A 22,271-nucleotide genomic window follows, 5' to 3' on the forward strand; every position below is an offset into this window, starting at 1 on the left:
GTATTACTTCTTCAGCCTGTCAAAGGTATTGGCCAGCTCAACATAAGCAGAGACCGGAATGTCTTCTGCGCGGGCCGTTGGTTCAATACCGGCTGCTTCCAGTAATTTCTGCGCATCGCCATAAAAGCTTTTCAGGCTTTGTCTGAGCATTTTGCGCCGCTGGCCAAAAGCAGCACGTGCAACGGCTTCCAGAGACTGTATGGAGCATTCCTGAGGTTTCTGGCGGGGCTTCAGATGAACGATACTTGATGTAACTTTGGGTGGCGGAACGAAAGCTGTGGGGGGCACATCAAAAAGAATATGAGCTTCTGTACGCCAGCCACAAAGAACAGCCAGCCGGCCATAATTGCTTGTGTCACTTTCATCTGCCACGATACGCTCTGCAACTTCCTTCTGGAACATAAGCGTCATGGATTCCCACCATGGCGGCCAGTCAGGATTAGAAACCCAGTTCGTCAGAAGTACGGTGCCGACATTATAGGGTAGGTTGGAAATAATACGTGCAGGCCTTCCGTTCAGAAGTGCTCGGGGATCAATTTCCAAGGCATCGCCTTCAATAATCTCAAGCTTGCCCGGATAGTAATCTGATATCTCCTGCAGAGCGGGCAGGCACCGGCTGTCCCGCTCAATTACAATGAGTTTCTGGACACCAGCAGCAAGTATGGCACGGGTCAAGCCGCCCGGGCCGGGGCCAACCTCGACAACTGTTTTACCTTCAAGCGGGCCTCCAGCCCGGGCAATACGAGATGTGAGATTGAGATCAAACAGAAAGTTCTGACCAAGCGATTTTTTCGCCATCAAGCCATAGGTCTGGACGACTTCACGCAGGGGCGGAAGGTTATCTATCTGGGCCATATTCAATCACTCAATTGATGTTTTCGGTCTTAACCAGCTTGGCGGCAAGACGGATGGCCGAAATCAGATTATAGGCATTGGCCGTTCCCCGGCCAGCAATATCAAAAGCAGTCCCGTGACTTGGTGCAACGCGTACTAAAGGTAAGCCAAGAGTGACGTTAACAGCACTATCAACGGCAAGTGTCCTGATCGGAATCAGGGCCTGGTCATGATACATTGCCAAGGCAGCATCATAGCCACTGCGTGCCCGCTCATGGAACAAGGAATCCGCAGAGTAAGGGCCTCTGGCATCAATGTTACGCCGTCGAAGCAGAGTAATGGCAGGGGCAATTATATCTCTGTCTTCTGTCCCCAGACCACCATTTTCACCTGCATGCGGATTGAGACCGGTAATGGCGAGGCGAGGGCGGTTAATTCCAAAGCGTTTAACGAGATCTTTGGCAACAATGCTTGCCGTGTTCACAATCAGTTCTGATGTCAGGCAAAGGGGGACATCGGTCAGCGGGACGTCTGTTGTAACAGGAACGACAGACAGCAGGTCACTCCACAGCAGCAGAACCGATCTGACAGGTTTGTTCAGGTGCTTTTCAACGAGAGTTGTAATGAACTCATCACTGCCACGATGCTGAAAACCTGCTTCCAGCAAAACGTATTTAGCAACTGGGTTGGTGACAATGCCCGAGATTTTGCCAGCCAATGCCAATGCAACACTTGTTTCGATGGATTCAAGTGTAGAAAGTGCCGTTGCCGGATCAGGATGGCCCGGTCTTGCCCGGACTTTTGAATTAAGTGGAATGACAGGAAGAGCCTGATCAAATGTACTTAATATGGTGTTTTCGGAAACCTCCCGAATAGGGACATCCCATTGGAGGTGCTGTACGAGACTCGCAAGGTGAGAGGGGTCTGCAACCAGAGCAAAAGGAGAAAGAGCAAATTTCTCACGATGTTGCCAGGCTTTTAATGTCAGTTCAAGACCAACACCAGCCGGGTCACCTTGAGTAATAAGCAGAGGTTTCGTTTCTGATCCAGACACAGCCTTCACTTAAATCATGAGCCATCGCTAACGTTTTGCTTCGCAGCAATCGCACCGAGAGATTTCAGTTCGAGGCGAAGCATAATCGTCTGATTACGCTCTGTCAGGCCAGTCGTTGATGATAGATCGCGCGGAGCAACAATGTAGTTCAGCGAAAGATCTGTACATTCATCTGAGTAACCAAAGCCAACAGACAGGGAGTCGAGAGCAATGCGATCCTTCTTGTAGTAGGAGGCTGTCTCAGGACTGATTGCATAATTTGCTTCATAGATGGCCTCAGCACGGGCGCGGCGATCAAGATCAACCACAGCCGAACCCGTGACATACCAGTTTTTGTTCAGGTTATAGCTGACGGACCCCATAATGCCTGTACGGCGGTATCCAAGACCAATTTCTGGTTGCGGAGCATAAGTCGCAAACATAACCGAAGTCTGCAGAGGCAGAACAGGATTGAAGTTTGCCGAGATACCCGTCTCAAAACGTCTCAGGCCAAAACTGTTCTGATCGAACCGGGCACGGGAAATGAAGGTATAGTTCTTATTCGGAGAGAACAGAACGCGACCGACATAATCCGAACTTGATTTATCCAGACCGGAACCGAGACCGGTATTAGCGATATCTGCAATGTCATATGAATTACGACCTGCAACCTGGAAAGACTGTCCGAACAGGATATTGGCGTAGGCACCATTATCGGCTGTGATGGAATACTGGGCGCCCACGTTGGCGCGTGTACCACCTTCAACGCGATCGTAGCCTGAGAACTTGTTCCACTCGAAGATTGTGGTGTCATCAAACAGCAGACTCTGTGCGTCTTCATTTGGAAGGCGCCCGACTTTGCTTTCATTCGGACGAACAACTATCTGGGCGATAGGTTCGAAGACCTGCTTGGCATTTGAGCCGAAGTCAGCGACGAATGGGAAGCGATATTCAAGGCCGGCCCCGGGCATGAAGCGCCCTGAGAAATCATTCTCATCGCTACGCCAGAAGTTATTCTGATAGGCGTTCTGATATCCGGTGTTGTCCGGGCGAACATAGAAGACATCGCCTCGCAGGAATGCGAAAGGAGTCCAGACCTGTCCGATAGGATCAATAAATTCACGGCGCCATGACAGATTGGCTGAGGCGCGTGTTGTCGTACCAGCAATACCGCGAACCAGACACTTGCCACGTTCATAGACTGCACAGGTATCGTAAATTGTCCCTGACAGTTTGGTGACCTGTGTTGGTATCTGCTGATAGGCGGCGGCCTGACGTGTCAGACTTGTCAGGTTGATATCAAGGGACAGTTCACCACCAATGCCAGCTGGATTGAAGCGCTTGTTGTAATCCAGAACAGGGTGGACAACAGGCTGCTGCTTCTGCCAGTCATAACTGGAAAGCCCTTGGAAATAATAACCGCGCAGATCAAAGAACGAACGGTCACCATTTCCGCGCAGATAAACGGTCGAAATAGCTTCGCGGTAGAACAGATCAGTCAGATTGCGGCTACGGACATGATAGTTGTCAAGGAACCACTTATCGGTAACGAGCGTCGCGTTCCAACCCCACTTCCAGTAAGGATTGATGTTGAACTGACCGTTAGACTCGAGAGAGCCGCGGAAATTACGATCTCCAGGACCAAAAGGTGAGATAATAAACTCACCCGGTGACTGCTGGAAAATACCGGCTGCACGGATGTTATATGAACCTGTCTCAAGACGATGACGCCATTCAGCCTCACCAAGGAAACCCTGCTCACTCAAGAAAGTAGGGCGTAATGTCAGGTCATAGTTTGGAGCCAAATTCCAGAAGAATGGAATCTGAACACCTGCACCGAGGCTACTGCCGTAAATATAGCGTGGGGCAAGAAAGCCCGTTTTGCGCTTAACTGTCGGATCCGGAGACCAGAAGTAAGGCATATAGGCGACTGGGATACCTGCGAACTCAAGCGTCGCATTTTCATAGTAGATAGTGCGTTCACTATTATTATGAATAATACGTGCGGCTTTAACCTGCCACAAAGGTGGCCGGGATGGGTCATCTTTACAGGAATCACAGGCTGTATAGATACCGCGGTTAAAGACGGTTGTTTCACCATCAATGCGCTCTGCGCGAGGTGAAGAGAAGTGGCCGGTAATCGGCTTACCATTCTCTACAGACTTCTGCTCAAGATAGAGAGAGTTGATAAATCCGGATTTGAAGTCGTCTGTCAGCTCGAATTCGGAACCTGTCATAATGGTTCCGCTTGCATCGGTCATGCGGGCGTTACCCTTGGCAAAGACACGACCTGTCGTGCGGTCATAGGTAACACGGTCGGCCTGCAGTGTGCGGCCTTGATAATGAAGCTCAACGTTTCCTGATGCAGCAATGGTATTCTTATCGTTGTTGTAGATAAGTTCCTTTGCCTCAACGAAGAGGCGGTCCTGCTGGCCATCTGCTTTCTGACCCTGCGTCTTGGCAGAGATCACGTCATTCAAGGTACCTTGTGCAAAGGCAGAATCGACCGCAGCGGCGCTAACTAGCACCACTGCCATTGCAGTACTGGCGACTATAAAACGAAGCCGACCCATAGTTACTCCCAACACCGGAGGGTAGCGAACATCAGCCATCCTCCTGATACAAAACTGCCAGAATCCCCAGTAAAGTCCCAACTACAGCAGGGAACCACGCTGCAATTATTGGTCGCACGAACCCTGCAGCACCGAGGTCTTCCATTATCTGTTGTAGTACATAAAGCACGAACCCGGCAATAATTCCACCCAGAACCATCTTTGCGACGCCACCAAATCGAAAGAACCTTAACGAAACAGAAGCAGCGACGAAAACCATGGCAATTAGAAGTAAAGGCCGGGCAAGCAAAGACTGGTAGTGTATCTCATATCTGGTGGCATCCAGACCTGCCGTAATTGTTCTGTTGATGACAGAGGGTAACTCCCAGAATGGGACAGAATCTGGAGATGTAAATGACTGGCGGACCTGAGACGCTTCAAGAGTTGAAGCGATAAGATATTCATCATAGGTCTGCGGTTCATCATATGCAGACAGAACGCGCACGTTCTTTAAATCCCAGTAGCCTTCGCGCAATTGGGCCTCATCAGCTTCAATACGCTCTTGGAAACCACCTTTGTCATCAAACGTAAAAATTGAAACACTGGTTAACGTCGTGGTGTTTTCAATAATACCTTCTGCGCGGATGACGGCCTGTCCATCGACACTTTTCTGTCTCAGCCAGAGATCCTTGCCACCTATTAGCAGGGATTTGGCAAAGACACGGGCTTCAATCTCAGACGCTTTCTGCTTCAACATAGCAGAACCCGGATTGTAAACCGTTACTGAAAAAACACCGATGAGAACGGCAATCAATAGGGCTGGCTGCAAGAATTGCCATGCGGACAGACCCGCTGAGCGTGCAATAACCAGTTCAAGTTTACGACTCAGCTGGAGAAGTGTCGCAATGCTTCCAAACAAAACGGCAAAAGGCAGTACGAGCTCTGCAACAGACGGTGTTCTGAAAAGAGCCAGACGTGCCATAACAACCGATGAAGCACCGGGCGTTTCACCGGCGCGGCGCATTAGCTCAACAAAATCCAGCGTGTAGACAAGAATAAAAACTGTCAGAAACACCGCAAGGATGACCTTGAAGAATTTTGCCGCCAGATAGGTTCCGAGTGTGCGACCGATCAGCATCATGGAGCCTTTGGAAAACGAAGAGTCGGTAAAGAAACGTGCTGATCAATCCAGCGGCTGATACGTGCCTTCCAGAATTGGGTCAGCGATCCTTGCAGGAAGAAGAACAATGACAGAATGATTGTCAAAATTGGTGCGCCGTAAAGCGGAATAATTGGCCAGGACGATCTGACAAGAGCGGAAAGGGCGGCAAAGCCGATAATCCGTAATGTACCCATAGCGACAATCGCCACAGCTATTGCCAGCCCACGTCCCTGTCGGGTGGTCTGGGCATCGCCAAGAGCGGCAAGGGCAATCATCATCATTGCCAGTGGATAAATCCAGGCTGAAAGGCGATCATGAAGGGCTGCGCGAAAACGCCCGGAATACATCATATAGATCGGTTCGCTTTTATTCGGCTTGAGAAGAGATGTCGTTGGACGCTCTGCCGGCTTATAGAGAACTTCGCCTGAGTCTTTCGCGAGTGATGAGAGATTAATGGCATAGCTGTCAAAGACCACGATTGAAGAATCGCGGCTGTTCGGCTGCTGGCGCTGAATGGAACCGTTATCAAGAACAAGGAAACTGTCCCCGTCTACGTCAACTGTTTTACCCTTTTCAGCAATATAAACGATTGTCTTCGTCGGATCGCGACGATCCTGCATGAAGATACCGAGCAGTGAATCCCCAGCTTTTTCACGAAAATGGAACATGATACCCGTATCAAGGGTCGTAAACTGACCTTCCTTGACGACGTTGGAGACGAAATCTGCTCGAACCTGAGTAACCAGATTTCTCAAAATCTGAGATGTTACCGGCATTAAATAAAGCGTCATGAAGGCGACAAGGATGCAAACCGCTGTCCCTAAAATAAGAAAGGGTTTCAGCAGGCGGCGTGGCGGGAAGCCAGCAGCCGTCATGATAATCAGTTCCGAGTCGCTGTTAAGTTTATTGAGCGTGTAGAGCGTCGCAATAAACAGGGCGACTGGCGCAATGAGTGTTACAAGCCCGGGCAGCGAGAGACTGGTCGCATACAGGAAGATAAGGATTGTCTGGCCCTTGTTCGTGATGAAGTCGAGCTGGCGCAAGGCAAGCGTCATCCATAGCACACCTGTCAATGCAATCAGGCAGAGCAGAAATGCATTTGTAGCTATTTTCAGGATGTACCGCTCAAGCAGGTGCATATTAATCCTTTTCTAAACAGTCCGCTTGACTAGCGTGCCTAAGCTCTTTCGGCAAGCGTTTAAAACAGTAACATGTCGACAAATGGGTGATAAATCACTTTACGGTTTATGTCGCTGTCGTTTTAACAGTTTTGGTATGTATGGCGTTCATAAATATGTATTGCTCTTGGCGTTTCTGATGTTAGTCATTAACTATAGGCGTGGTTCTGCTACATTTTACGGCAGTCTGTTGAAATATTCTGGAGAAGATAATGTCCCACAGTCCCAAGTTCGAATTTCAGGCTTTTGCTGAGGCAAAGGCAGATACAGCTGTTATTCTGGTTGGGGAGGACCTTAAGCCCTCGGCTCAGGCGATTGCTGTACTTGGTAAAGGGCTGACAGCATTACTTCAGAAAGCCGTAAAGGTTGAAGGCTTTAAAGGCGCGTATCTTTCTTCCATAAGTATTGTTGCTCCATCGGAAATTGGCGCTGGACGTCTCGTGGTTGTTGGTCTGGGCGGCAAGAAAGACGCAGAAAAGCTTGATTGGGCTAATGTTGGGGGCGCTTGTGCTGCAGCGGCAAAGAAGGGTTCTGCTCTGATTATTGCAGATTCTGTTAGCACGGAGATTCTTCCGGAAAACGTTGCTGAAATGGCTTTTGGTGTTCGGTTGCGTGGCTATCGTTTTGATCAGTACAAGAGCAAGAAGAAAGGTGACGATGCAAATAATGATCACCTGACTAAAGTTGTTTTTGCGGTTGCTGATGCCGATGCCACAAAGAAAGCTTTCAAGCATGTTGACCCGGTCGCTGATGGTGTCATTCTGGCACGTACGTTGGTCAATGAGCCTGCCAATATCCTGAATCCGGCTGAGTTTGCCAAGCGCGCGTCTGCTCTTGAAAAGCTTGGCCTTGAGGTTGAAGTTCTTGAAGAAAAAGAGCTTGCCAAACTTGGTATGCGCTCCTTGCTGGCTGTCGGGCAGGGCTCTGCAAACAGCAGCAAAGTTGTTATCATGCGCTGGAATGGCGGTAAGGGTAAGAAAGAGCCTATCGCTTTTGTTGGTAAGGGTGTCTGCTTTGATACCGGTGGTATTTCCATTAAGCCGGCTCAGGGCATGGAAGATATGAAGGGTGATATGGGTGGTGCTGCCTGTGTTACCGGTCTGATGTGTGCATTGGCTGGCCGTAAAGCGAAGGTCAATGCTGTTGGAGTGATCGGGCTTGTTGAGAATATGCCGGATGGTAATGCGCAACGCCCCGGCGATATTGTTACGGCCATGTCGGGCACAACAATTGAAGTCATCAATACCGATGCAGAAGGCCGTATGGTTCTGGCAGATGCGCTCTGGTACACGCAGGAGCGTTTCAAGCCAAAGTTCATGATTGATCTGGCGACACTGACTGGCGCCATCATGATTGCCTTGGGTAATACGCTAACAGGTATGTTCTCCAACAATGACGAACTGGCTGAGCAGTTGCAGAAAGCTGGTACGGTAACGGGTGAGAAAGTCTGGCGGATGCCGCTTGGGCAGGAATTCGATAAAATGATTGAATCCCAGTTCGCTGATATCAAGAATACGGGCGGGCGTCTGGCAGGTGCCAGTACAGCTGCAGCCTTCCTGCAGCGTTTTGTCAATGATGTGCCTTGGGTTCATCTTGATATCGCCGGTACGGCCATGAATTCTCCGAAGAATGAGATCAGCCAGACATGGGCTTCCGGCTGGGGTGTTCGTCTCCTCGATCGCGTTGTCCGTGATAACTATGAAGGCTAAGTGCATTCATGGTTGATGTCTGGTTCTATCATCTCCAGCGCCAGCCGCTGGAAGCAACACTTCCGGTTCTTCTGCTCAAAACGGTTGAGAAGGGCTGGAAGGCTGTTGTTCAGGTTGCAAGCGAAGAAAGATTATCTGCACTTGATGATCATCTCTGGACATTTTCTGAAGAGAGCTTCCTGCCTCACGCACCGGCAAATGAACCATCTGCGGTCTCGCAGCCAATTGTTTTGACTGTAGGTTCCGAGAACCCCAATAATGCAGAAATTCGTTTTCTTGCGGAGGGCTCTGAACTGCCAGAGAATATTACAAGCTATCAACGTATCGCCGTTGTTTTTGACGGTAACGATCCGGACTTGCTGAACCGGGTACGGCAGCAGTGGAAAGACGTAAAAGCCTCAGGATTAGAAGCTTCCTATTGGCAGCAGAATGAGCGTGGCCGCTGGGAGCAAAAAGCTTAAGGTTTTTCGCACATCCATGTAAGGCCTGTTCTGCAAAAGCCTTTTCATTACAATTTGTTTTGCTTTAGTCTGCTAACAACGATTCTCTTGCTGCATAAGCTCAGGAAAACACAATGAAAACTAATTTCGTGAAAGTATCTGTTTATTCTCTGGCTGCTGTTCTGGCTTTGGCTGTCGGGGCCTGTAACTCAAGCGCAAATCGGCCTCAGGTACAGCCGGTACGGCCTGTTCAACCTCAGGTGCAGCCGCAGAATTTTGGGCCGGTACTTTTACAGGACGGGACATGCAGTGAGCAGGCACCAGCTGTTGCCATGACAATTGATGCAGGTATTGGTGAATGCGATCTGGTACGTCTGAAAGGCAAACCACCAACAGATGTTCTGATCGGTGAAAGTGGTCGCGGTGGTCGTGAAACACAGGTTCTCTATGCAGAGCCAACAGGCCGTGAACTCTATTTCTTCATCAATAATAAGCTTGATCGCACCGTGAAGTGATCTGATGTAGCCTCGATCTATATTTTAAGTCTGCGAAAGCTTAGCCTCATTCCCAGTCGGAATGAGGCTAATTTTATGGTTTCACGAAAAATATATAAAATAACATTTACTTACGTGTGCGTTTCCGATTAAGACACAATTGTGTTTATGAGTAATAATATTTCGCAAAGTGTGTAGAAGAAAGCGATCCTGCGCATTTTGTTTCCGCTTTTTTTTGCATCCATTCTTGCCTATCTTGATAGGGTGAACATTGCATTTTGCTGCCAGCAGCATAAATGCAGATCTTAATTTTGATGGCAAAATATATGGGATGGGGGCTGGCATCTTCTTTGCCGGTTATGTGCTGTTCGAAGTTCCAGGTGCGCTCTTGGCGGAAAAGTAGAGCCCGAGCAAATGGATCGCACGCATCATGTTTACATGGGGTGCCGTCTGTGTCGCCATGGCCTTCATGCAAAATGAGTGGCACTTCTTCATTCTGCGTTTCCTGTTGGGTGCCTGTGAGGCCAGCCTCTATCCGGTTATCTATGCCAGTATCATTCCACGCTGGTTTACGGCTGAAAATCGCGCACGTGCCATTTCCATTACCCTGACATCAATGATGGTTTCGGCCATTATCGGCGCTCCTCTTGCGGGCTGGATGGTTGGCCTTAAGCTGTTTGGGCTGAGTGGCTGGCAAAATCTGATGATACTGGAAGGCAGTATCACTGTTCTCTATGGTTTCGTATTTATCTTCTGGATCAAGGATGATCCAGCAAAGGTGTCGTGGCTGACCCAGGAAGAGAAAGATTACCTTATTACCTCCTTGCAGGAAGAGAAAAAGAACAAAGTCAAGATGGAAAAGCTCTCGTTGCTTCAGGTTCTTTTTGACAAAAAAGTTCTTTATCTCTGCGCTATTTACTTCTTCTGGATTACTGGCTTTGGGGCTTCAGCTTCTGGATGCCGCTTGTTGTTGAAGGAGTTACCGGTTGGTCTCCAAAACAGGTTGGCCTATTCGCAACCGTACCAATGGGAATGGCTCTTCTGGCAACAATCTTTATCGGGAACTCAGCTTCAAAGCGCAAAGAATCCCGTTTACATGTCGGCATTCCATTGGTTGCTGCAGCTATTGGCTTCCTGATGTGGGCTTCTGCCTCCAACACAACTGTTGTTATTATTGCCGTTATGCTCGTTGCCATCGGAACCTATGCGCCTATGGGAACATGGTGGACCATTCCAACAACATTCCTCTCAGGTGCGGCGGCGGCTGCTGGCGCAACCGGGTTGATTAACTCTGTTGGCAATATTGGTGGCTGGATTGGCCCATACGCAATTGGCTGGGTCAAAGATGCAAGTGGCGGAGCAGATGGCGCTCTTTATGCGCTGGCAATTTCATTGCTTATCAGTGCCATTATGGTTTTCTGTCTTGGTAAAATACACCCAGATACCAAGTAGCTATTATATTAAGTGAGCGACAAATAAAATGAAAAGACAGGCCTGAGCTTGAGATGTTCAGGCCTGTTCTATTTTGATATTAACGTAACTCAGGGCTGAATCGGCTAACTTTCGCATGAGGATGGTCAGCTGTTCACGGTCACTCTCTGACCAGTGCTCCAGAGCTTTCTCAACGATACCATCATGAATATGGGCGATTGCCCTGACAAGCTTTTGGCCACTATCAGTAATGCAGGCTTCTTTCATACGCTGATCGGCTTGGCCGGATTGGCGCGTGATAAGTCCCAGACTTTCCAGTTTAGCTACTTGTCTGCTGACGGTTGAATGATCTCTGCCAACCTGTTCTGCCAGTTTAACAACACCAATAGGGCCTCTCATACCAATGCGTAAAAGGAGAGGAAACAGGGCACGATCAAGCTCGACACCTGCCTGTTGCATAACCTGATTTTCAATGCGTGGGCTATGCAGTACACCGTTCAGGTCAAGAATAGCTTTATGAAGGTCATTTATCATTTGTGTGTATATTACACATTTATAGTTGCCGATGTCTATCCTTATGATATGTGTATTTTACACATATATAGTGAGGCAAGTTGATGTCATATTCAGACACGGTATCCTTTTTTAAAGAATGGCTTTCGGATCCATTACGTGTTGCATCCATCATTCCTTCCGGAAATGCTCTGGCAAGGCTGATCTCACGGGAAGTCTCATCGGCAACCGGTCATGTACTCGAGCTGGGCTCCGGTACGGGTGTTTTCACTCAGGCACTGCTTATGCAAGGTGTTTCTGAAGAGAATTTGACTTTGATTGAGGCCGGTGAAGAGTTCTGTCAGATGCTGGAAACCCGTTTTCCTGAAGCACGTATTCTTCAAATGGATGCATGTCGTTTGCAGCAGAGTGAGCTGTATAAGGGGAGGCGTGTCGGGGCCGTGATTAGTGGGCTACCATTACTGTCAATGTCAGGTCGAAAAGTTATGGCAACTCTGGCTGGTGCATTTTGTTATATGCAGCCCGATGCAGCATTCTACCAGTTTACTTATGGGCCACGATGCCCGGTTCCGCGGAAAATTCTGGATCGGCTTGGGTTAAAAGCTACACGCGTTGGCGTAACCTATAACAAATTTCCGCCCGCTGCCGTTTACCGGATTACAAAACGCCGACCAGTTCATGTTTCGCTTAACAGTGAATCCACCCATTGAGGGACCTTTTCACTGGCAAGGCCATAAAGGCCATCATTGAAGAGGTGGTTGTTGTTGGCAGGCTCAAGATTAATTTCAATAGTCTTTGCACCCATGGCGCGGGCTTCAGAAACGAATCCGGCAGCCGGATAGACATTGCCTGAAGTTCCGATGGCAACAAACAGATCAACATCGTCCATGGCATCAGAGATCTCTTCAAGGCCAACGGGTATTTCACCAAACCAGACAACATGCGGCCTTAACCAGTTGGCAGGTGTGCAGCATGTGCAACGGCTTTGAGCGGTGACATCACCTTCCCAGTCGTAGATATGGTCAGTCTCGACACAGCGGACTTTCAAGAGCTCTCCATGCATGTGAATGACACCAGTAGAGCCTGCGCGTTCATGAAGGTTATCAATATTCTGAGTAACCAGAGTCACCTTACCCTTATGTTCTCTCTGAAGGCGGGCAAGCGCTTCATGGGCCGCATTCGGCTTGATGTTATCACTGTGAAGGACTGCCCGGCGCTCATTATAAAAGCGCTGAACCAGTTCCGGGTCATGCATGAAGCCCTCAGGGGTTGCCACATCCTGAACCCGATGATTTTCCCATAAGCCATCTGCTGCCCGGAACGTTGGAATGCCAGATTCAGCTGAAATTCCGGCTCCGGTAAGAATGACGATATTATAGGGTTTGATTATCTGTGGGCTCATTGTTGATTGCCTCTTACTGACTGGCTTCTTCAATTTCAGAACTGAGAGTAAGCCATTCTTCTTCTGCTTTTTCCAGAGCACCTGCCGCCTCTGCTCGCATACGGGCAAGCTCAGAAGCCTTGGTGGCATCTTTAAGAAAGGCGGTGCCATCCCCGAGGGCATTATCGACCTTTTCGATAACCTCAGACAGCTTTTTTATCTTTGCTTCAATAGCTTCAAGACGTTTGCGAAGAGGTGCAAGAGCAACGCGCAACTCTGCTGCTGCCCGGCGCTCATCTGTGCGTGATGCTGTTGCTTCTTCTGGCTGCTTGCGTTTGGTATCTTCACTTCCGCCAGAGAGAACAAAGTCCTTATAATCATCCATGTCACCATTAAATGGCTTCACGGCGCCATCGGCAACGAGCCAGAGACGATCAGCGCAGGTTTCAATCAAGAAGCGATCGTGGCTGACGAGAATGACCGCGCCAGTATAATCATTGATCGCTTCCATCAATGCGGTGCGGCTATCTATGTCGAGGTGGTTGGTCGGTTCGTCGAGGATGAGCAGGTCCGGGCTGTCAAATGCTGCCAGTCCCATAAGAAGACGCGCCTTCTCGCCTCCGGAAAGGGAGGAAACAGGTGTATCAGCCCGGGGGCCGGAAAACCCGAACCGGGCAGCGCGGGAGCGTATCTGTGCAACAGGTGCACCGGGAATACGCTCTGCTACATGATCAAACACAGTTGCATTTGGGCGTAGTTCATCAAGCTGGTGCTGAGCAAAATAAGCGACCTTCATCTTCGATGATGCTTGCATCGTGCCCTTTAGCGGCGGTAAACGGCCACCAACCAGCTTACAGAATGTGGATTTACCATTACCGTTGGAACCGAGCAGGGCAATGCGATCATCCGGCAGTACTGTCAGATTGAGATGATCAAGAATGATCTTCTCGTTATAGCCGACAGCTGCCTGCTCAATGGCAATTAATGGTGGTGCAAGAGTACGATCCGGGCCCGGCAGATCAAATTTGAGCGCATCATCTTCTATAAAGACAGAGATAGGCTCAAGCTTCTCAAGGCGTTTGACACGTGATTGGGCCTGACGGGCTTTGGTTGCCTTTGCACGAAACCTGTCAACGAAAGACTGCAGATGTTTACGCTCTGCTTCCTGCTTGGCCTGCATTTTGGCGGCGAGCTCAAGCTTCTCGGCATATTGGCGTGCGAACGAGGAATAGCCGCCACGGAACAGTGTCAGCTTGCCTTGTTGCAGATGGGCAATATGGTCGACAGAGGTGTCCAGCAGTTCGCGGTCGTGGCTGATGATCAGGATGGTATGCGGATATTTCTCAAGATAATTGTAGAGCCACAATGTCCCTTCAATATCCAGATAGTTTGTCGGTTCGTCGAGAAGCAGCAGATCTGGTTCTGAAAAGAGAATGGCCGCAAGGGCAACGCGCATGCGCCAGCCCCCGGAAAAATCCGAACATGGTCTTTGTTGTGCTTCATGATCAAAGCCAAGACCGTGCAAAATAGCGGCTGCGCGGGCAGGTGCTGCATGGGCTCCGATATCTGCCAGGCGGGTTTCAATTTCAGCACGTCGCAGGCCATCAGCTGTTTCGGCTTCTTTCATAAGTGAAAGGCGCTCTGTATCTGCAGCCAAGACAACATCAATCAGTTTCTCTGGACCACTCGGGGCTTCCTGAGCAACGGCGCCAATGCGGGTATTACGTGGCAGGCTGATAGAACCAGACTCAGAAGAGAGTTCGCCCTGAATGATCTTGAACAGGGTTGTTTTACCTGTTCCATTGCGGCCAACAAGCCCGACACGCGCTCCCGTTGGGATGGCAAGGGAAGCGTGATCAAATAAAAGGCGTTCACCAATACGGTAGGTAATATCAGATAAATGCAACATAATGATTTGGTTTTGGCTCTTTCGGTCCTTTTTAGCAAGGCCTTTGCAGCAAGTGCCTTAAAATAGCGGGGATGACACTGTTTCGCCCTTATTCAGCCATGGTCAACACTGAGAATGTTCAAACTAACGTATTGATTCGGAAATTATTTTCCCGTTGGCTGATATGTATTATAATTTAAGAACCAGATTTTTTTCATGGACGGCAAACAGGGTTGTTATTGCTTCCCTCCTGCTGGCGCTGACACTTTCGTCCTACAGCCTTCTTGTACTTCCTGCCTGAGTTGTGAAAACACAGGTTTTTCATGATGTTGGAAAAGACTAGTGGTTGACTTTATGTGGCTGCGGCAGCACTACAAATATGGCCTCATATTTGCAGATGGTTTCCTGTATGTCTTCATCCCGCCTCGATAGTGCACCTAAGCCAGCTCTGGCAGACCAGCTTGTCACCTCTATTGAGGAGCGTAAGTTTACCATTGGCGTGATTGGCCTTGGCTATGTTGGGTTGCCTTTATCACTTGCTGGCGTAAGCGCAGGCTTCAAGGTTATTGGTTTTGATATCAATGAAGAGCGCGTTGCCGGGTTAAATCGTGGTGAGCCCATGATCCGCCATTTGCCGGAAGGTGCTGTTGCACGTGCAGTTGCGAACGGGCTGTTTCGTGCAACCAGTTCGTTTAATGCTCTTGCTGAAGTTGATGCCATCATTATTTGTGTTCCGACACCTCTGACAAAGCACGGAACACCTGATTTATCCTATATCCGTAATACGACAGAAGAGATTGCCAGACATCTTAAAGCTGGACAGCTGATTGTTCTTGAGTCGACAACCTATCCGGGGACGACGACAGAAGTCGTCAAACCTATTCTTGAACATACCGGGCTTAAGTGCGGGCAGGATTTTCTGCTGGCTTTTTCACCTGAGCGCGAAGACCCGGGCAATATTGATTTCTCGACAACACGTATTCCTAAAGTTGTTGGAGGTGAGGGACCAGATGCCCTACGGGTTGCCAATGCACTTTATGGTGCTCTGATTGATAAGACGGTTCCGGTATCATCAACGGCAACAGCAGAGGCTGTTAAGCTGACAGAGAATATTTTCCGCGCGGTCAACATTGCGCTCGTGAATGAGCTCAAGGGTGTCTATGACGCTATGGGAATTGATATCTGGGAAGTAATTGAGGCAGCGAAAACAAAGCCATTCGGGTTTATGCCTTTCTATCCCGGGCCGGGGCTTGGCGGGCACTGTATTCCGATTGATCCTTTTTACCTGAGCTGGAAAGCCAAGGAATATGATACGCCAGCGCGTTTCATTGAGCTTGCCGGCGAGATCAATACCCGGATGCCTTATAAGGTTGTTGAGCGCCTTGCAGAGAGCCTTGATCGCCGGTTTGGCGAAGGTCTGAAAGACGCTCGTATTCTGCTCGTTGGCCTGGCCTATAAGAAGAATGTTGATGATATCCGTGAAAGCCCGGCCCTCAAGCTGATGGAGCTTCTGGAAGAGCGGGGAGCACGGGTTGATTTTTACGATCCCTATGTGTCTGAAATTCCTGCAACGCGGGAGTACGGACACTTCAAGAATCGGAAAAGCGTTGCTTTAAGTGAGGCTGCACTTGGCAGCTACAGTGCGGTGCTGATTGTGACGGATCACGATATTATAAATTACGCACAGATAGCTGATAATTCACGACTGATTATTGATACACGTAATGCATGCCATAAAGCGGGCATTATTTCCGATAAAGTCGTTAAGGCGTAATGAGTTAGAATATTTTTCGGTAGTTAGATTTTCTTGAGTTGATATTTTTTGACCCATCAGTTCAATAAAACGTCATAAGAAATTGATAATTGCCTCTTGAATAAACGGTTGGTCTGAATGCATCATTCGGACTCGTAAAAGTTGAGAATGGGATATGATGCGATTAGCGGATTTTGCTCTTTTAAAGGACGCTGGAATTGATTTTGCGACCGTCGAAAGCCGCTGTCGCTGGAAGAAATTTGATCCTAATGAAATCCTGATGGATTTTGATGATCCTTCAACCGATGTCTATTTTCTGATTTCCGGTGATGTGCGTATTCTGATGCGTACGGCTGCCGGTAAGGAAGTCATCCTTAACGAAATGCGTGGCGGTGAGCTTTTTGGCGAGCTGGCGGCTGTTGACGGTGTAAAACGCTCTGCCAACGTTACGGCTCTGACACGCGGTGAAGTCTGCATTATGCCAGCCGCTGTTTTCCGTGAAGTTGTCTATAATACGCCAATCGTTGCTGAGCGTATGTTCCGTATTTTGACAAACCGCATTCGTGAACTGAATGCCCGTATTGTTGAGCATACGGTTCTGGACTTGCGGCACAGATTATATGCGGAGTTACTCCGTATGTCTGTTCAGCGTCATGGGCATGAGGGGCAGCGTGTTGTGACACCGCCTCCATATCATCACGTTCTCGCAGGCCGCATTGGTTGCCGCCGTGAGCAGGTAACACGTGAGTTTTCAACCATGACTCAGGAAGGGTTGATTGAGAGAACGCGCGGTGCGCTGGTTCTCATGAAGCCTGAGGTCATGCAGACGCGTGTTTCCGAGGCCTTGCGCGAAGACGGTTAAGCTGGTCTTTCCACAGGTGTACATGCACCGGAAAGTCAGAAAAATGATTATTTGAAGCCAAAAATACCCCTGATTTTCTGGTTGAGAATATTATTGTCCATAATGACTGAAATTCATGGTTGTTTTTCTAGTCTTTGGCGAGTAGTACGACCCTTCGCGCCGTATAAAGGTCAGGCTGGTTTTCTTTAGCTGGCAAGGCAGAGGACGGCATGTTGATGTGACCCTTTGGGCAGAGCGCCCCCAATAGGAGTTTCCGGTTAATTGGCCTTGCAATCACAACGTGTTCGTCTGGGTGCCGTGCGCAGCAATTTTGCTCCGTGGAATGACCCTGCAGCCAAACCTCTGATCCGCTTTGAGTCTGTAACAAAGCAGTTCAGTGATACTGTTGCCGTGACAGATCTCTCTCTCAATATTTATGAGGGCGAGTTCTTCTGTCTGCTCGGCCCGTCTGGCTGTGGTAAAACGACACTGATGCGCATGCTTGCTGGCTTTGAACAGCCGACCTCCGGAAAAGTCATTCTGGGTGGGCAGGATTTGTCTGGCGTGCCGCCATACAATCGTCCGGTCAATATGATGTTCCAGTCATATGCTCTGTTCCCGCATATGAATGTCTCCAAGAATATTGCGTTTGGTCTGAAGCAGGATGGAATGGCTGCGAAGGAAATTGATCAGCGCGTTCAGGAAATGCTGAAGCTTGTGCAGTTGGAGCGTTTGGCCAATCGTTACCCATCACAGCTTTCAGGAGGACAGCGCCAGCGTGTTGCACTTGCGCGCGCCCTTGCCAAAAGACCAAAAGTTCTGCTTCTCGATGAGCCGCTTGGTGCTCTTGATAAGAAACTGCGTGAAGAAACACAGTTTGAATTGATGGATCTTCAGAATGATCTTGGCACAACCTTCGTGGTTGTGACCCACGATCAGGAAGAGGCCATGACAATGGCTGATCGTATTGCCGTTATGAACAAGGGGCATATCGAGCAGGTTGGTACACCGGGTGAAATTTATGAGCAGCCGAATACCCGCTTCATTGCCGAGTTCGTTGGCGATGTAAACGTGATTGAAGGTAAGGTTGCCGGGCGTAATGAAGTTGGCCACTGGCATATCGCAACTGCTGCTTCTGAAGATTTTATGACCATTGATGATGCTGATGAAGTTCTTGATGACGGGCAGGAAATTGCAATCGCTATTCGCCCTGAAAAGATGATCATCGGTCGTAAGCTGCCAGAAAACTCACCAAACCTGATGAAGGGTGAGGTGTGGGATATCGGTTATCTCGGTGACTGGACAGTCTATCGTATTAAGCTTGATTGTGGTGCGCTTGTCAGGGTTTCGCGTGCAAACGTAAACCGTTATGTCGACAATCCAATCAGTTGGGATGAACGCGTCGAACTTTCCTTCGTGCCGAATGCGGCCGTCATCCTGTCACGGTGACCGTGATGGCAGAACGTGACGGCAAAAAAATCGGACTGAGAACACTTGTACCAGCCATACCATTTCTATGGCTGGGCATGTTTTTCCTGTTACCTTTCCTGATTGTTTTCAAAATCAGCCTGTCGCAATATGCGACGGCCCAGCCACCTTATGAGCCGGTCTGGAACTGGAGTGATATCAGCGGGTATTTTTCAGCGCTGAGCTTTGAAAACTTCAAGATGCTGGTTGGTGACAGTCTGTATATTGATGCGTTTGTCTCGTCGATCCGCATTGCTTTCATCTCAACCTTACTGCTTCTCCTGGTTGGTTTTCCGATCGCCAATGCAATGGCGCGGGCTCCTAAAAGCTGGCGTCCAATGCTGCTTGCACTGATTATTCTTCCATTCTGGACAAGCTTTCTCATTCGTATTTATGCGTGGATTGCCATTCTGAAGCCGGAAGGACTTCTGAACCAGATGCTGATGTCCATTGGCCTGATTTCTGAGCCTCTTAATATTATGGGCACAGAAGTCGCGGTGTTTATTGGTATCGTGTATGCCTACCTGCCATTCATGGTTCTGCCACTTTATGCAACCCTTGAGAAGATGGATGAGAGCCTGATTGAAGCGGCACAGGATTTGGGCTGCCCACCATGGCGTGCGTTCTGGACAATTACAGTACCACTGGCAAAACCGGGTATCATCGCAGGTTCTCTGCTATGCTTCATTCCGGCTGTCGGTGAGTTTGTTATTCCTGATCTGCTGGGCGGCTCTGAGACGCTGATGATCGGTAAAACACTGTGGAGTGAGTTCTTCTCCAATAGAGATTGGCCACTTGCTTCTGCTGTTGCGATTGTCCTGCTCTGCTTCCTTGTTATTCCGATTGTTCTTTATCAGAATGCTGAAACCCGTCGGGCAGAGGAGGGCAAGCCATGAAGCGTTCGCTTGGACCTTTTAATGCAACCGTTCTGGCATTCGGGTTTGCGTTTCTGTACCTGCCAATCTTGCTACTGGTTGTCTACTCCTTCAACGCGTCACGTCTGGTGACTGTGTGGGGAGGTTTCTCAACCCAGTGGTATGTGGCGCTCTGGAACAACCAGCCATTGCTTGATGCAGCGTGGATTACACTGCGTCTTGCTTTCACCTCAGCAACCCTGGCAACTGTGCTTGGTACATTAGCGGCCATTGCTCTTGTGCGGTATGGCCGCTTCCGGGGCAGGACCATCTTTACCGGGATGGTCTATGCGCCGATGGTTATGCCAGAGGTTATTACGGGCCTGTCACTTTTGCTGCTGTTTGTTGCTATTGATTTTGATCGCGGCTTCTGGACGGTGATGTTGGCACATGTAACACTGACAATGTGCTTTGTGACTGTTGTTGTGCAATCCCGACTGCTGACCTTTGATCGCTCTCTGGAAGAAGCCGCTATGGATTTAGGTGCAACACCGCTCCAGACCTTCATGAAGGTGACATTGCCGATTATCTTCCCAGCAATCGGTGCGGGCTTCCTGCTGGCTTTTACGCTGTCACTGGATGATCTGGTGATTGCAAGCTTTACCTCGGGGCCGGGGGCTACAACACTCCCGATGCGTATCTACAGCCAGGTTCGTCTTGGTGTAACGCCTGAGATCAATGCTGCATCAACCATTCTGATTGGTATTGTTGCAATCGGCGTGATTAGCGCAGGTCTGCTGACAAAGCGCAAGATCGCTGAAGAGGCCGAAGCTGAAAAGAAAGCTGCGCAGGCCGAAGCTGCCGAGATCAAGGCGGCTATGGCCGACAACGAAGTACCTGCCAATTAAGACTGATTTTCTTATATGAAGATTGCAAGAGCAGCCTATTCGGTAGGCTGCTCTTTTTCTTTCTCATGAGGTCTGAGTGCCATGGCTGGCTTTTCCCATGGCCCGTGGGCTGTAATCGAGACATCATGCGCAGGGGCATTGAGAGCGCTCGCGATCAGGGCGTTTAAGGCGACCATGCGGTCTGCCAGTGAGACGCTGCCTGTAATGATTGCGCGCGCATCTGACATCTGAATGGTGCCATCCGAGAGCGTACCGATGCCGGTATCGAAGTGCAGGCCGAAGCTTGCAAGCTTAAAAGGGGTTGTACCTGAAACCGGGGCAGGCAGCTCTTTTGTTGGTTGTTCAGCCAGCTTGACCGTTGCAGGAATATCCAGCTTTTCCAAGACGCCATTATTGATAAAGAAGGTTGCCTTGCCATGGCTCATCTGAAGGGTTTCATTTAACGTATGACCTTGGCCTTCAAGCGAGAGGCTACCAGAAAGTGCTCCGCTGATAATCGGGTCTACGCCGAGGCCTTTATTGACCTTGGCAAGATTAAGATCATTGACCGTTGTCTGAAGTTTCAGTTCTCGGATATCCGATGAGCCGGTCAGCAGAAAGCGACCTTTGACCGAACCATTATCAAGTGAGGCTCTGCCCAGAGAAACCTCCAGCCGGTCGGGTTTAATAATCAACCCCAGCGCCATATCAGACAGCTCAAGCTTGCGGATGCGAACTGCTGAGGCAGAAAGGCGGACATCCAGATCAGAGCGATTAAGCTGTTTGAAGGAAATATCAGTTGGCTGTTGCGCATATAAAGCCTGAGCGGCCTCCACATAGGCTGTCACATCAAGGTTGTCAGAAGCGAGTGTTCCTGACACAGAATGCGCTTTTGAGCCAAACCGGAAAGAAAGCGAGCCTTCGAGCTTATTGTCGCCAAGCAGGATTTTAACAGTCGGCCATGACAGCAGGTTTTTATCGGTCGTAAAGGCTCCGTCTATGGCAAAACTTTCAATGAGAGGTGAGGCAGGTATTGGGAAATCAGACCAGGCAGCAAATCTACGCATTGATTTTGTCGTGAATGTACTTTTCCCAGACAGTGAGACATTCCATTGACGATCAAGACGGATATCGCCTGCAAGTGACAGAGCACTGTCAGATGTAGCCATTTCAAGAGTATAAGGGCTGCTTTTACCTGTCAGGAGATTTCCGGGAACGAAAGATGATCTCTGAAGAGTTATTATCTCTCCGTTCCACTCTGCCTGTCCGGATAAGCGTAAAGGGGATGAGCTGCCCTGCCAGTAGGCCTCACCATCAATGGTACTGAGGATAATATCTGGGTGGCTGCTTCTCAAAATACGTAGGTTGTTACCAATGACCTTTACGGCTGGTATTGGTGCATTGACTGAGCGCAGTTGAAGCCATGCACCCAGTCGTATCCAGAAAGACTCATCTGTCTCGCGAAGATCAATAACTGTTTGGGCATTACTGATTGAAAGATCAGAGAGTTCAAGTTGATCGCGTAACAGGCTTAGTAGGCTGATATTGCCACGTAAGGTTGCGCCCTTAATTGAAAGACGATTGTTAAGCCCGGTAATTTCAGCGTGCTCAATCTTGATACGGGGCATCGGCAGAATGGCGAGCGTCGTTTCACCTTTAACTGTAAAATCAATACCATAAATCTTGCGAAGCTGTTGCTCAAGCAGGTGCTCCGGCCCCTTTGAGGTCAAACCCCAAGGAAAGGCGGCAACAGCTGCTATAACTGCAAAACAGAGAACAAGGATAAGAATGAGACGGCGGGACATATTTTTCCGATTAAGCTTCCATCCGCGCATACTAGCGCATCTTGCTCTA

At 49.2% G+C, this 22,271-nt stretch carries 19 protein-coding genes and 1 pseudogene; 11 read left to right on the plus strand and 9 right to left on the minus strand.

Annotated elements, in window-relative coordinates; all coding sequences use genetic code 11:
• Nucleotides 1-3 precede the first annotated feature (3 nt).
• The 5 genes from rsmA to lptF are packed head-to-tail and all read right to left on the minus strand — an operon-like array spanning nt 4 to nt 6,720.
• Complete coding sequence (rsmA, locus tag WJT86_RS05565; RefSeq protein ID WP_346336536.1) at nt 4-855, minus strand: 16S rRNA (adenine(1518)-N(6)/adenine(1519)-N(6))-dimethyltransferase RsmA; 852 nt, start codon at nt 853-855, stop codon at nt 4-6.
• Nucleotides 856-865: 10 nt separating this feature from the next.
• Entirely contained in the window at nt 866-1,888 is a 1,023-nt protein-coding gene (gene pdxA / locus WJT86_RS05570) for a 4-hydroxythreonine-4-phosphate dehydrogenase PdxA (protein WP_346336537.1), read from the minus strand.
• Nucleotides 1,889-1,902: 14 nt separating this feature from the next.
• Nucleotides 1,903-4,440, minus strand: coding sequence for an LPS-assembly protein LptD (locus WJT86_RS05575; protein WP_346336538.1), 2,538 nt, complete (start codon nt 4,438-4,440; stop codon nt 1,903-1,905).
• A 31-nt stretch (nt 4,441-4,471) separates the two neighbouring features.
• Nucleotides 4,472-5,557 carry an LPS export ABC transporter permease LptG gene (lptG, locus tag WJT86_RS05580; protein WP_346336539.1) on the minus strand — a complete coding sequence of 362 codons (1,086 nt, stop codon included), beginning with the start codon at nt 5,555-5,557 and terminating at the stop codon, nt 4,472-4,474.
• Entirely contained in the window at nt 5,557-6,720 is a 1,164-nt protein-coding gene (gene lptF, locus WJT86_RS05585; RefSeq protein ID WP_346336540.1) for an LPS export ABC transporter permease LptF, read from the minus strand. The genes lptG and lptF overlap by 1 nt, the downstream gene beginning before the upstream one ends.
• A 251-nt stretch (nt 6,721-6,971) precedes the next feature.
• Between lptF and WJT86_RS05590 the strand changes: the two genes are divergently transcribed.
• The 5 genes and pseudogenes from WJT86_RS05590 to WJT86_RS05610 all read left to right on the plus strand — a co-directional run bounded on the left by WJT86_RS05590 (nt 6,972) and on the right by WJT86_RS05610 (nt 10,854).
• Nucleotides 6,972-8,468 carry a leucyl aminopeptidase gene (locus tag WJT86_RS05590; RefSeq protein ID WP_346336541.1) on the plus strand — a complete coding sequence of 499 codons (1,497 nt, stop codon included), beginning with the start codon at nt 6,972-6,974 and terminating at the stop codon, nt 8,466-8,468.
• Nucleotides 8,469-8,476: 8 nt separating this feature from the next.
• Complete coding sequence (locus WJT86_RS05595; protein WP_346336542.1) at nt 8,477-8,929, plus strand: DNA polymerase III subunit chi; 453 nt, start codon at nt 8,477-8,479, stop codon at nt 8,927-8,929.
• A 113-nt stretch (nt 8,930-9,042) separates the two neighbouring features.
• Nucleotides 9,043-9,423: a hypothetical protein gene (locus WJT86_RS05600; protein ID WP_346336543.1), complete on the plus strand. Its 381-nt coding sequence runs from the start codon at nt 9,043-9,045 to the stop codon at nt 9,421-9,423.
• A gap of 397 nt (nt 9,424-9,820) precedes the next feature.
• Nucleotides 9,821-10,324 (plus strand): annotated as a pseudogene (locus tag WJT86_RS05605) (MFS transporter); the annotation flags it as partial.
• A gap of 35 nt (nt 10,325-10,359) precedes the next feature.
• Nucleotides 10,360-10,854, plus strand: coding sequence for an MFS transporter (locus WJT86_RS05610; RefSeq protein WP_346336544.1), 495 nt, complete (start codon nt 10,360-10,362; stop codon nt 10,852-10,854).
• Nucleotides 10,855-10,911: 57 nt separating this feature from the next.
• Here the strand turns inward: WJT86_RS05610 and WJT86_RS05615 are convergent, their stop codons facing one another.
• The gene (locus WJT86_RS05615; RefSeq protein WP_346336545.1) at nt 10,912-11,367 is read right to left on the minus strand and encodes a MarR family winged helix-turn-helix transcriptional regulator; all 456 of its coding nucleotides are present in this window, start codon (nt 11,365-11,367) and stop codon (nt 10,912-10,914) included.
• A gap of 83 nt (nt 11,368-11,450) precedes the next feature.
• On the opposite strand from WJT86_RS05615, the gene WJT86_RS05620 reads away from it, so the two are divergent.
• Entirely contained in the window at nt 11,451-12,056 is a 606-nt protein-coding gene (locus WJT86_RS05620; RefSeq protein ID WP_346336546.1) for a class I SAM-dependent methyltransferase, read from the plus strand.
• On the opposite strand, the gene cobB is transcribed toward WJT86_RS05620, so the two are convergent.
• Nucleotides 12,023-12,877: a Sir2 family NAD+-dependent deacetylase gene (gene cobB, locus WJT86_RS05625; protein ID WP_346336547.1), complete on the minus strand. Its 855-nt coding sequence runs from the start codon at nt 12,875-12,877 to the stop codon at nt 12,023-12,025. The two genes, WJT86_RS05620 and cobB, sit on opposite strands and share 34 nt — an antisense overlap.
• Complete coding sequence (locus WJT86_RS05630) at nt 12,762-14,636, minus strand: ABC-F family ATP-binding cassette domain-containing protein (protein WP_346336548.1); 1,875 nt, start codon at nt 14,634-14,636, stop codon at nt 12,762-12,764. Before WJT86_RS05630 ends, cobB begins: the two co-directional genes overlap by 116 nt.
• Before the next feature lie 388 nt (nt 14,637-15,024).
• On the opposite strand from WJT86_RS05630, the gene WJT86_RS05635 reads away from it, so the two are divergent.
• The 5 genes from WJT86_RS05635 (at nt 15,025) to WJT86_RS05655 (ending at nt 20,438) form a co-directional block, all read left to right on the plus strand.
• The gene (locus WJT86_RS05635) at nt 15,025-16,389 is read left to right on the plus strand and encodes a nucleotide sugar dehydrogenase (protein ID WP_346336549.1); all 1,365 of its coding nucleotides are present in this window, start codon (nt 15,025-15,027) and stop codon (nt 16,387-16,389) included.
• Between the two features lie 154 nt (nt 16,390-16,543).
• Nucleotides 16,544-17,230: a Crp/Fnr family transcriptional regulator gene (locus WJT86_RS05640; protein ID WP_346336550.1), complete on the plus strand. Its 687-nt coding sequence runs from the start codon at nt 16,544-16,546 to the stop codon at nt 17,228-17,230.
• A 261-nt stretch (nt 17,231-17,491) separates the two neighbouring features.
• Entirely contained in the window at nt 17,492-18,658 is a 1,167-nt protein-coding gene (locus tag WJT86_RS05645; RefSeq protein ID WP_346336551.1) for an ABC transporter ATP-binding protein, read from the plus strand.
• 5 nt (nt 18,659-18,663) lie between these two features.
• Nucleotides 18,664-19,572, plus strand: a complete 909-nt coding sequence (locus WJT86_RS05650; protein ID WP_346336552.1) for an ABC transporter permease — start codon at nt 18,664-18,666, stop codon at nt 19,570-19,572.
• A complete protein-coding gene (locus WJT86_RS05655; protein WP_346336553.1) occupies nt 19,569-20,438 on the plus strand; it encodes an ABC transporter permease in 870 nt (289 codons plus the stop codon). Before WJT86_RS05650 ends, WJT86_RS05655 begins: the two co-directional genes overlap by 4 nt.
• A 35-nt stretch (nt 20,439-20,473) precedes the next feature.
• On the opposite strand, the gene WJT86_RS05660 is transcribed toward WJT86_RS05655, so the two are convergent.
• The gene (locus tag WJT86_RS05660) at nt 20,474-22,222 is read right to left on the minus strand and encodes an AsmA family protein (protein ID WP_346336554.1); all 1,749 of its coding nucleotides are present in this window, start codon (nt 22,220-22,222) and stop codon (nt 20,474-20,476) included.
• Nucleotides 22,223-22,271 lie beyond the last annotated feature (49 nt).

The organism is Hohaiivirga grylli (genome assembly GCF_039655745.1).
In the GTDB taxonomy this organism is placed as follows: Bacteria; Pseudomonadota; Alphaproteobacteria; order Rhizobiales; family Beijerinckiaceae; genus Hohaiivirga; species Hohaiivirga grylli.

Excerpts from the sequence above, each read along its gene's own strand:
- rsmA (WP_346336536.1), bottom strand. The coding sequence starts at position 855 with ATGGCCCAGATAGATAACCTTCCGCCCCTGCGTGAAGTCGTCCAGACC.
- WJT86_RS05575 (WP_346336538.1), bottom strand. The coding sequence starts at position 4,440 with ATGGGTCGGCTTCGTTTTATAGTCGCCAGTACTGCAATGGCAGTGGTG.
- lptG (WP_346336539.1), bottom strand. The coding sequence starts at position 5,557 with ATGCTGATCGGTCGCACACTCGGAACCTATCTGGCGGCAAAATTCTTC.
- lptF (WP_346336540.1), bottom strand. The coding sequence starts at position 6,720 with ATGCACCTGCTTGAGCGGTACATCCTGAAAATAGCTACAAATGCATTT.
- WJT86_RS05590 (WP_346336541.1), top strand. The coding sequence starts at position 6,972 with ATGTCCCACAGTCCCAAGTTCGAATTTCAGGCTTTTGCTGAGGCAAAG.
- WJT86_RS05595 (WP_346336542.1), top strand. The coding sequence starts at position 8,477 with ATGGTTGATGTCTGGTTCTATCATCTCCAGCGCCAGCCGCTGGAAGCA.
- WJT86_RS05600 (WP_346336543.1), top strand. The coding sequence starts at position 9,043 with ATGAAAACTAATTTCGTGAAAGTATCTGTTTATTCTCTGGCTGCTGTT.
- WJT86_RS05610 (WP_346336544.1), top strand. The coding sequence starts at position 10,360 with ATGCCGCTTGTTGTTGAAGGAGTTACCGGTTGGTCTCCAAAACAGGTT.
- WJT86_RS05615 (WP_346336545.1), bottom strand. The coding sequence starts at position 11,367 with ATGATAAATGACCTTCATAAAGCTATTCTTGACCTGAACGGTGTACTG.
- WJT86_RS05620 (WP_346336546.1), top strand. The coding sequence starts at position 11,451 with ATGTCATATTCAGACACGGTATCCTTTTTTAAAGAATGGCTTTCGGAT.
- cobB (WP_346336547.1), bottom strand. The coding sequence starts at position 12,877 with ATGCCACCAAGGCTTCTGAGCTTGCCCGTATGCGAGCAGAGGCGGCAG.
- WJT86_RS05630 (WP_346336548.1), bottom strand. The coding sequence starts at position 14,636 with ATGTTGCATTTATCTGATATTACCTACCGTATTGGTGAACGCCTTTTA.
- WJT86_RS05635 (WP_346336549.1), top strand. The coding sequence starts at position 15,025 with ATGTCTTCATCCCGCCTCGATAGTGCACCTAAGCCAGCTCTGGCAGAC.
- WJT86_RS05640 (WP_346336550.1), top strand. The coding sequence starts at position 16,544 with ATGATGCGATTAGCGGATTTTGCTCTTTTAAAGGACGCTGGAATTGAT.
- WJT86_RS05650 (WP_346336552.1), top strand. The coding sequence starts at position 18,664 with ATGGCAGAACGTGACGGCAAAAAAATCGGACTGAGAACACTTGTACCA.
- WJT86_RS05655 (WP_346336553.1), top strand. The coding sequence starts at position 19,569 with ATGAAGCGTTCGCTTGGACCTTTTAATGCAACCGTTCTGGCATTCGGG.
- WJT86_RS05660 (WP_346336554.1), bottom strand. The coding sequence starts at position 22,222 with ATGTCCCGCCGTCTCATTCTTATCCTTGTTCTCTGTTTTGCAGTTATA.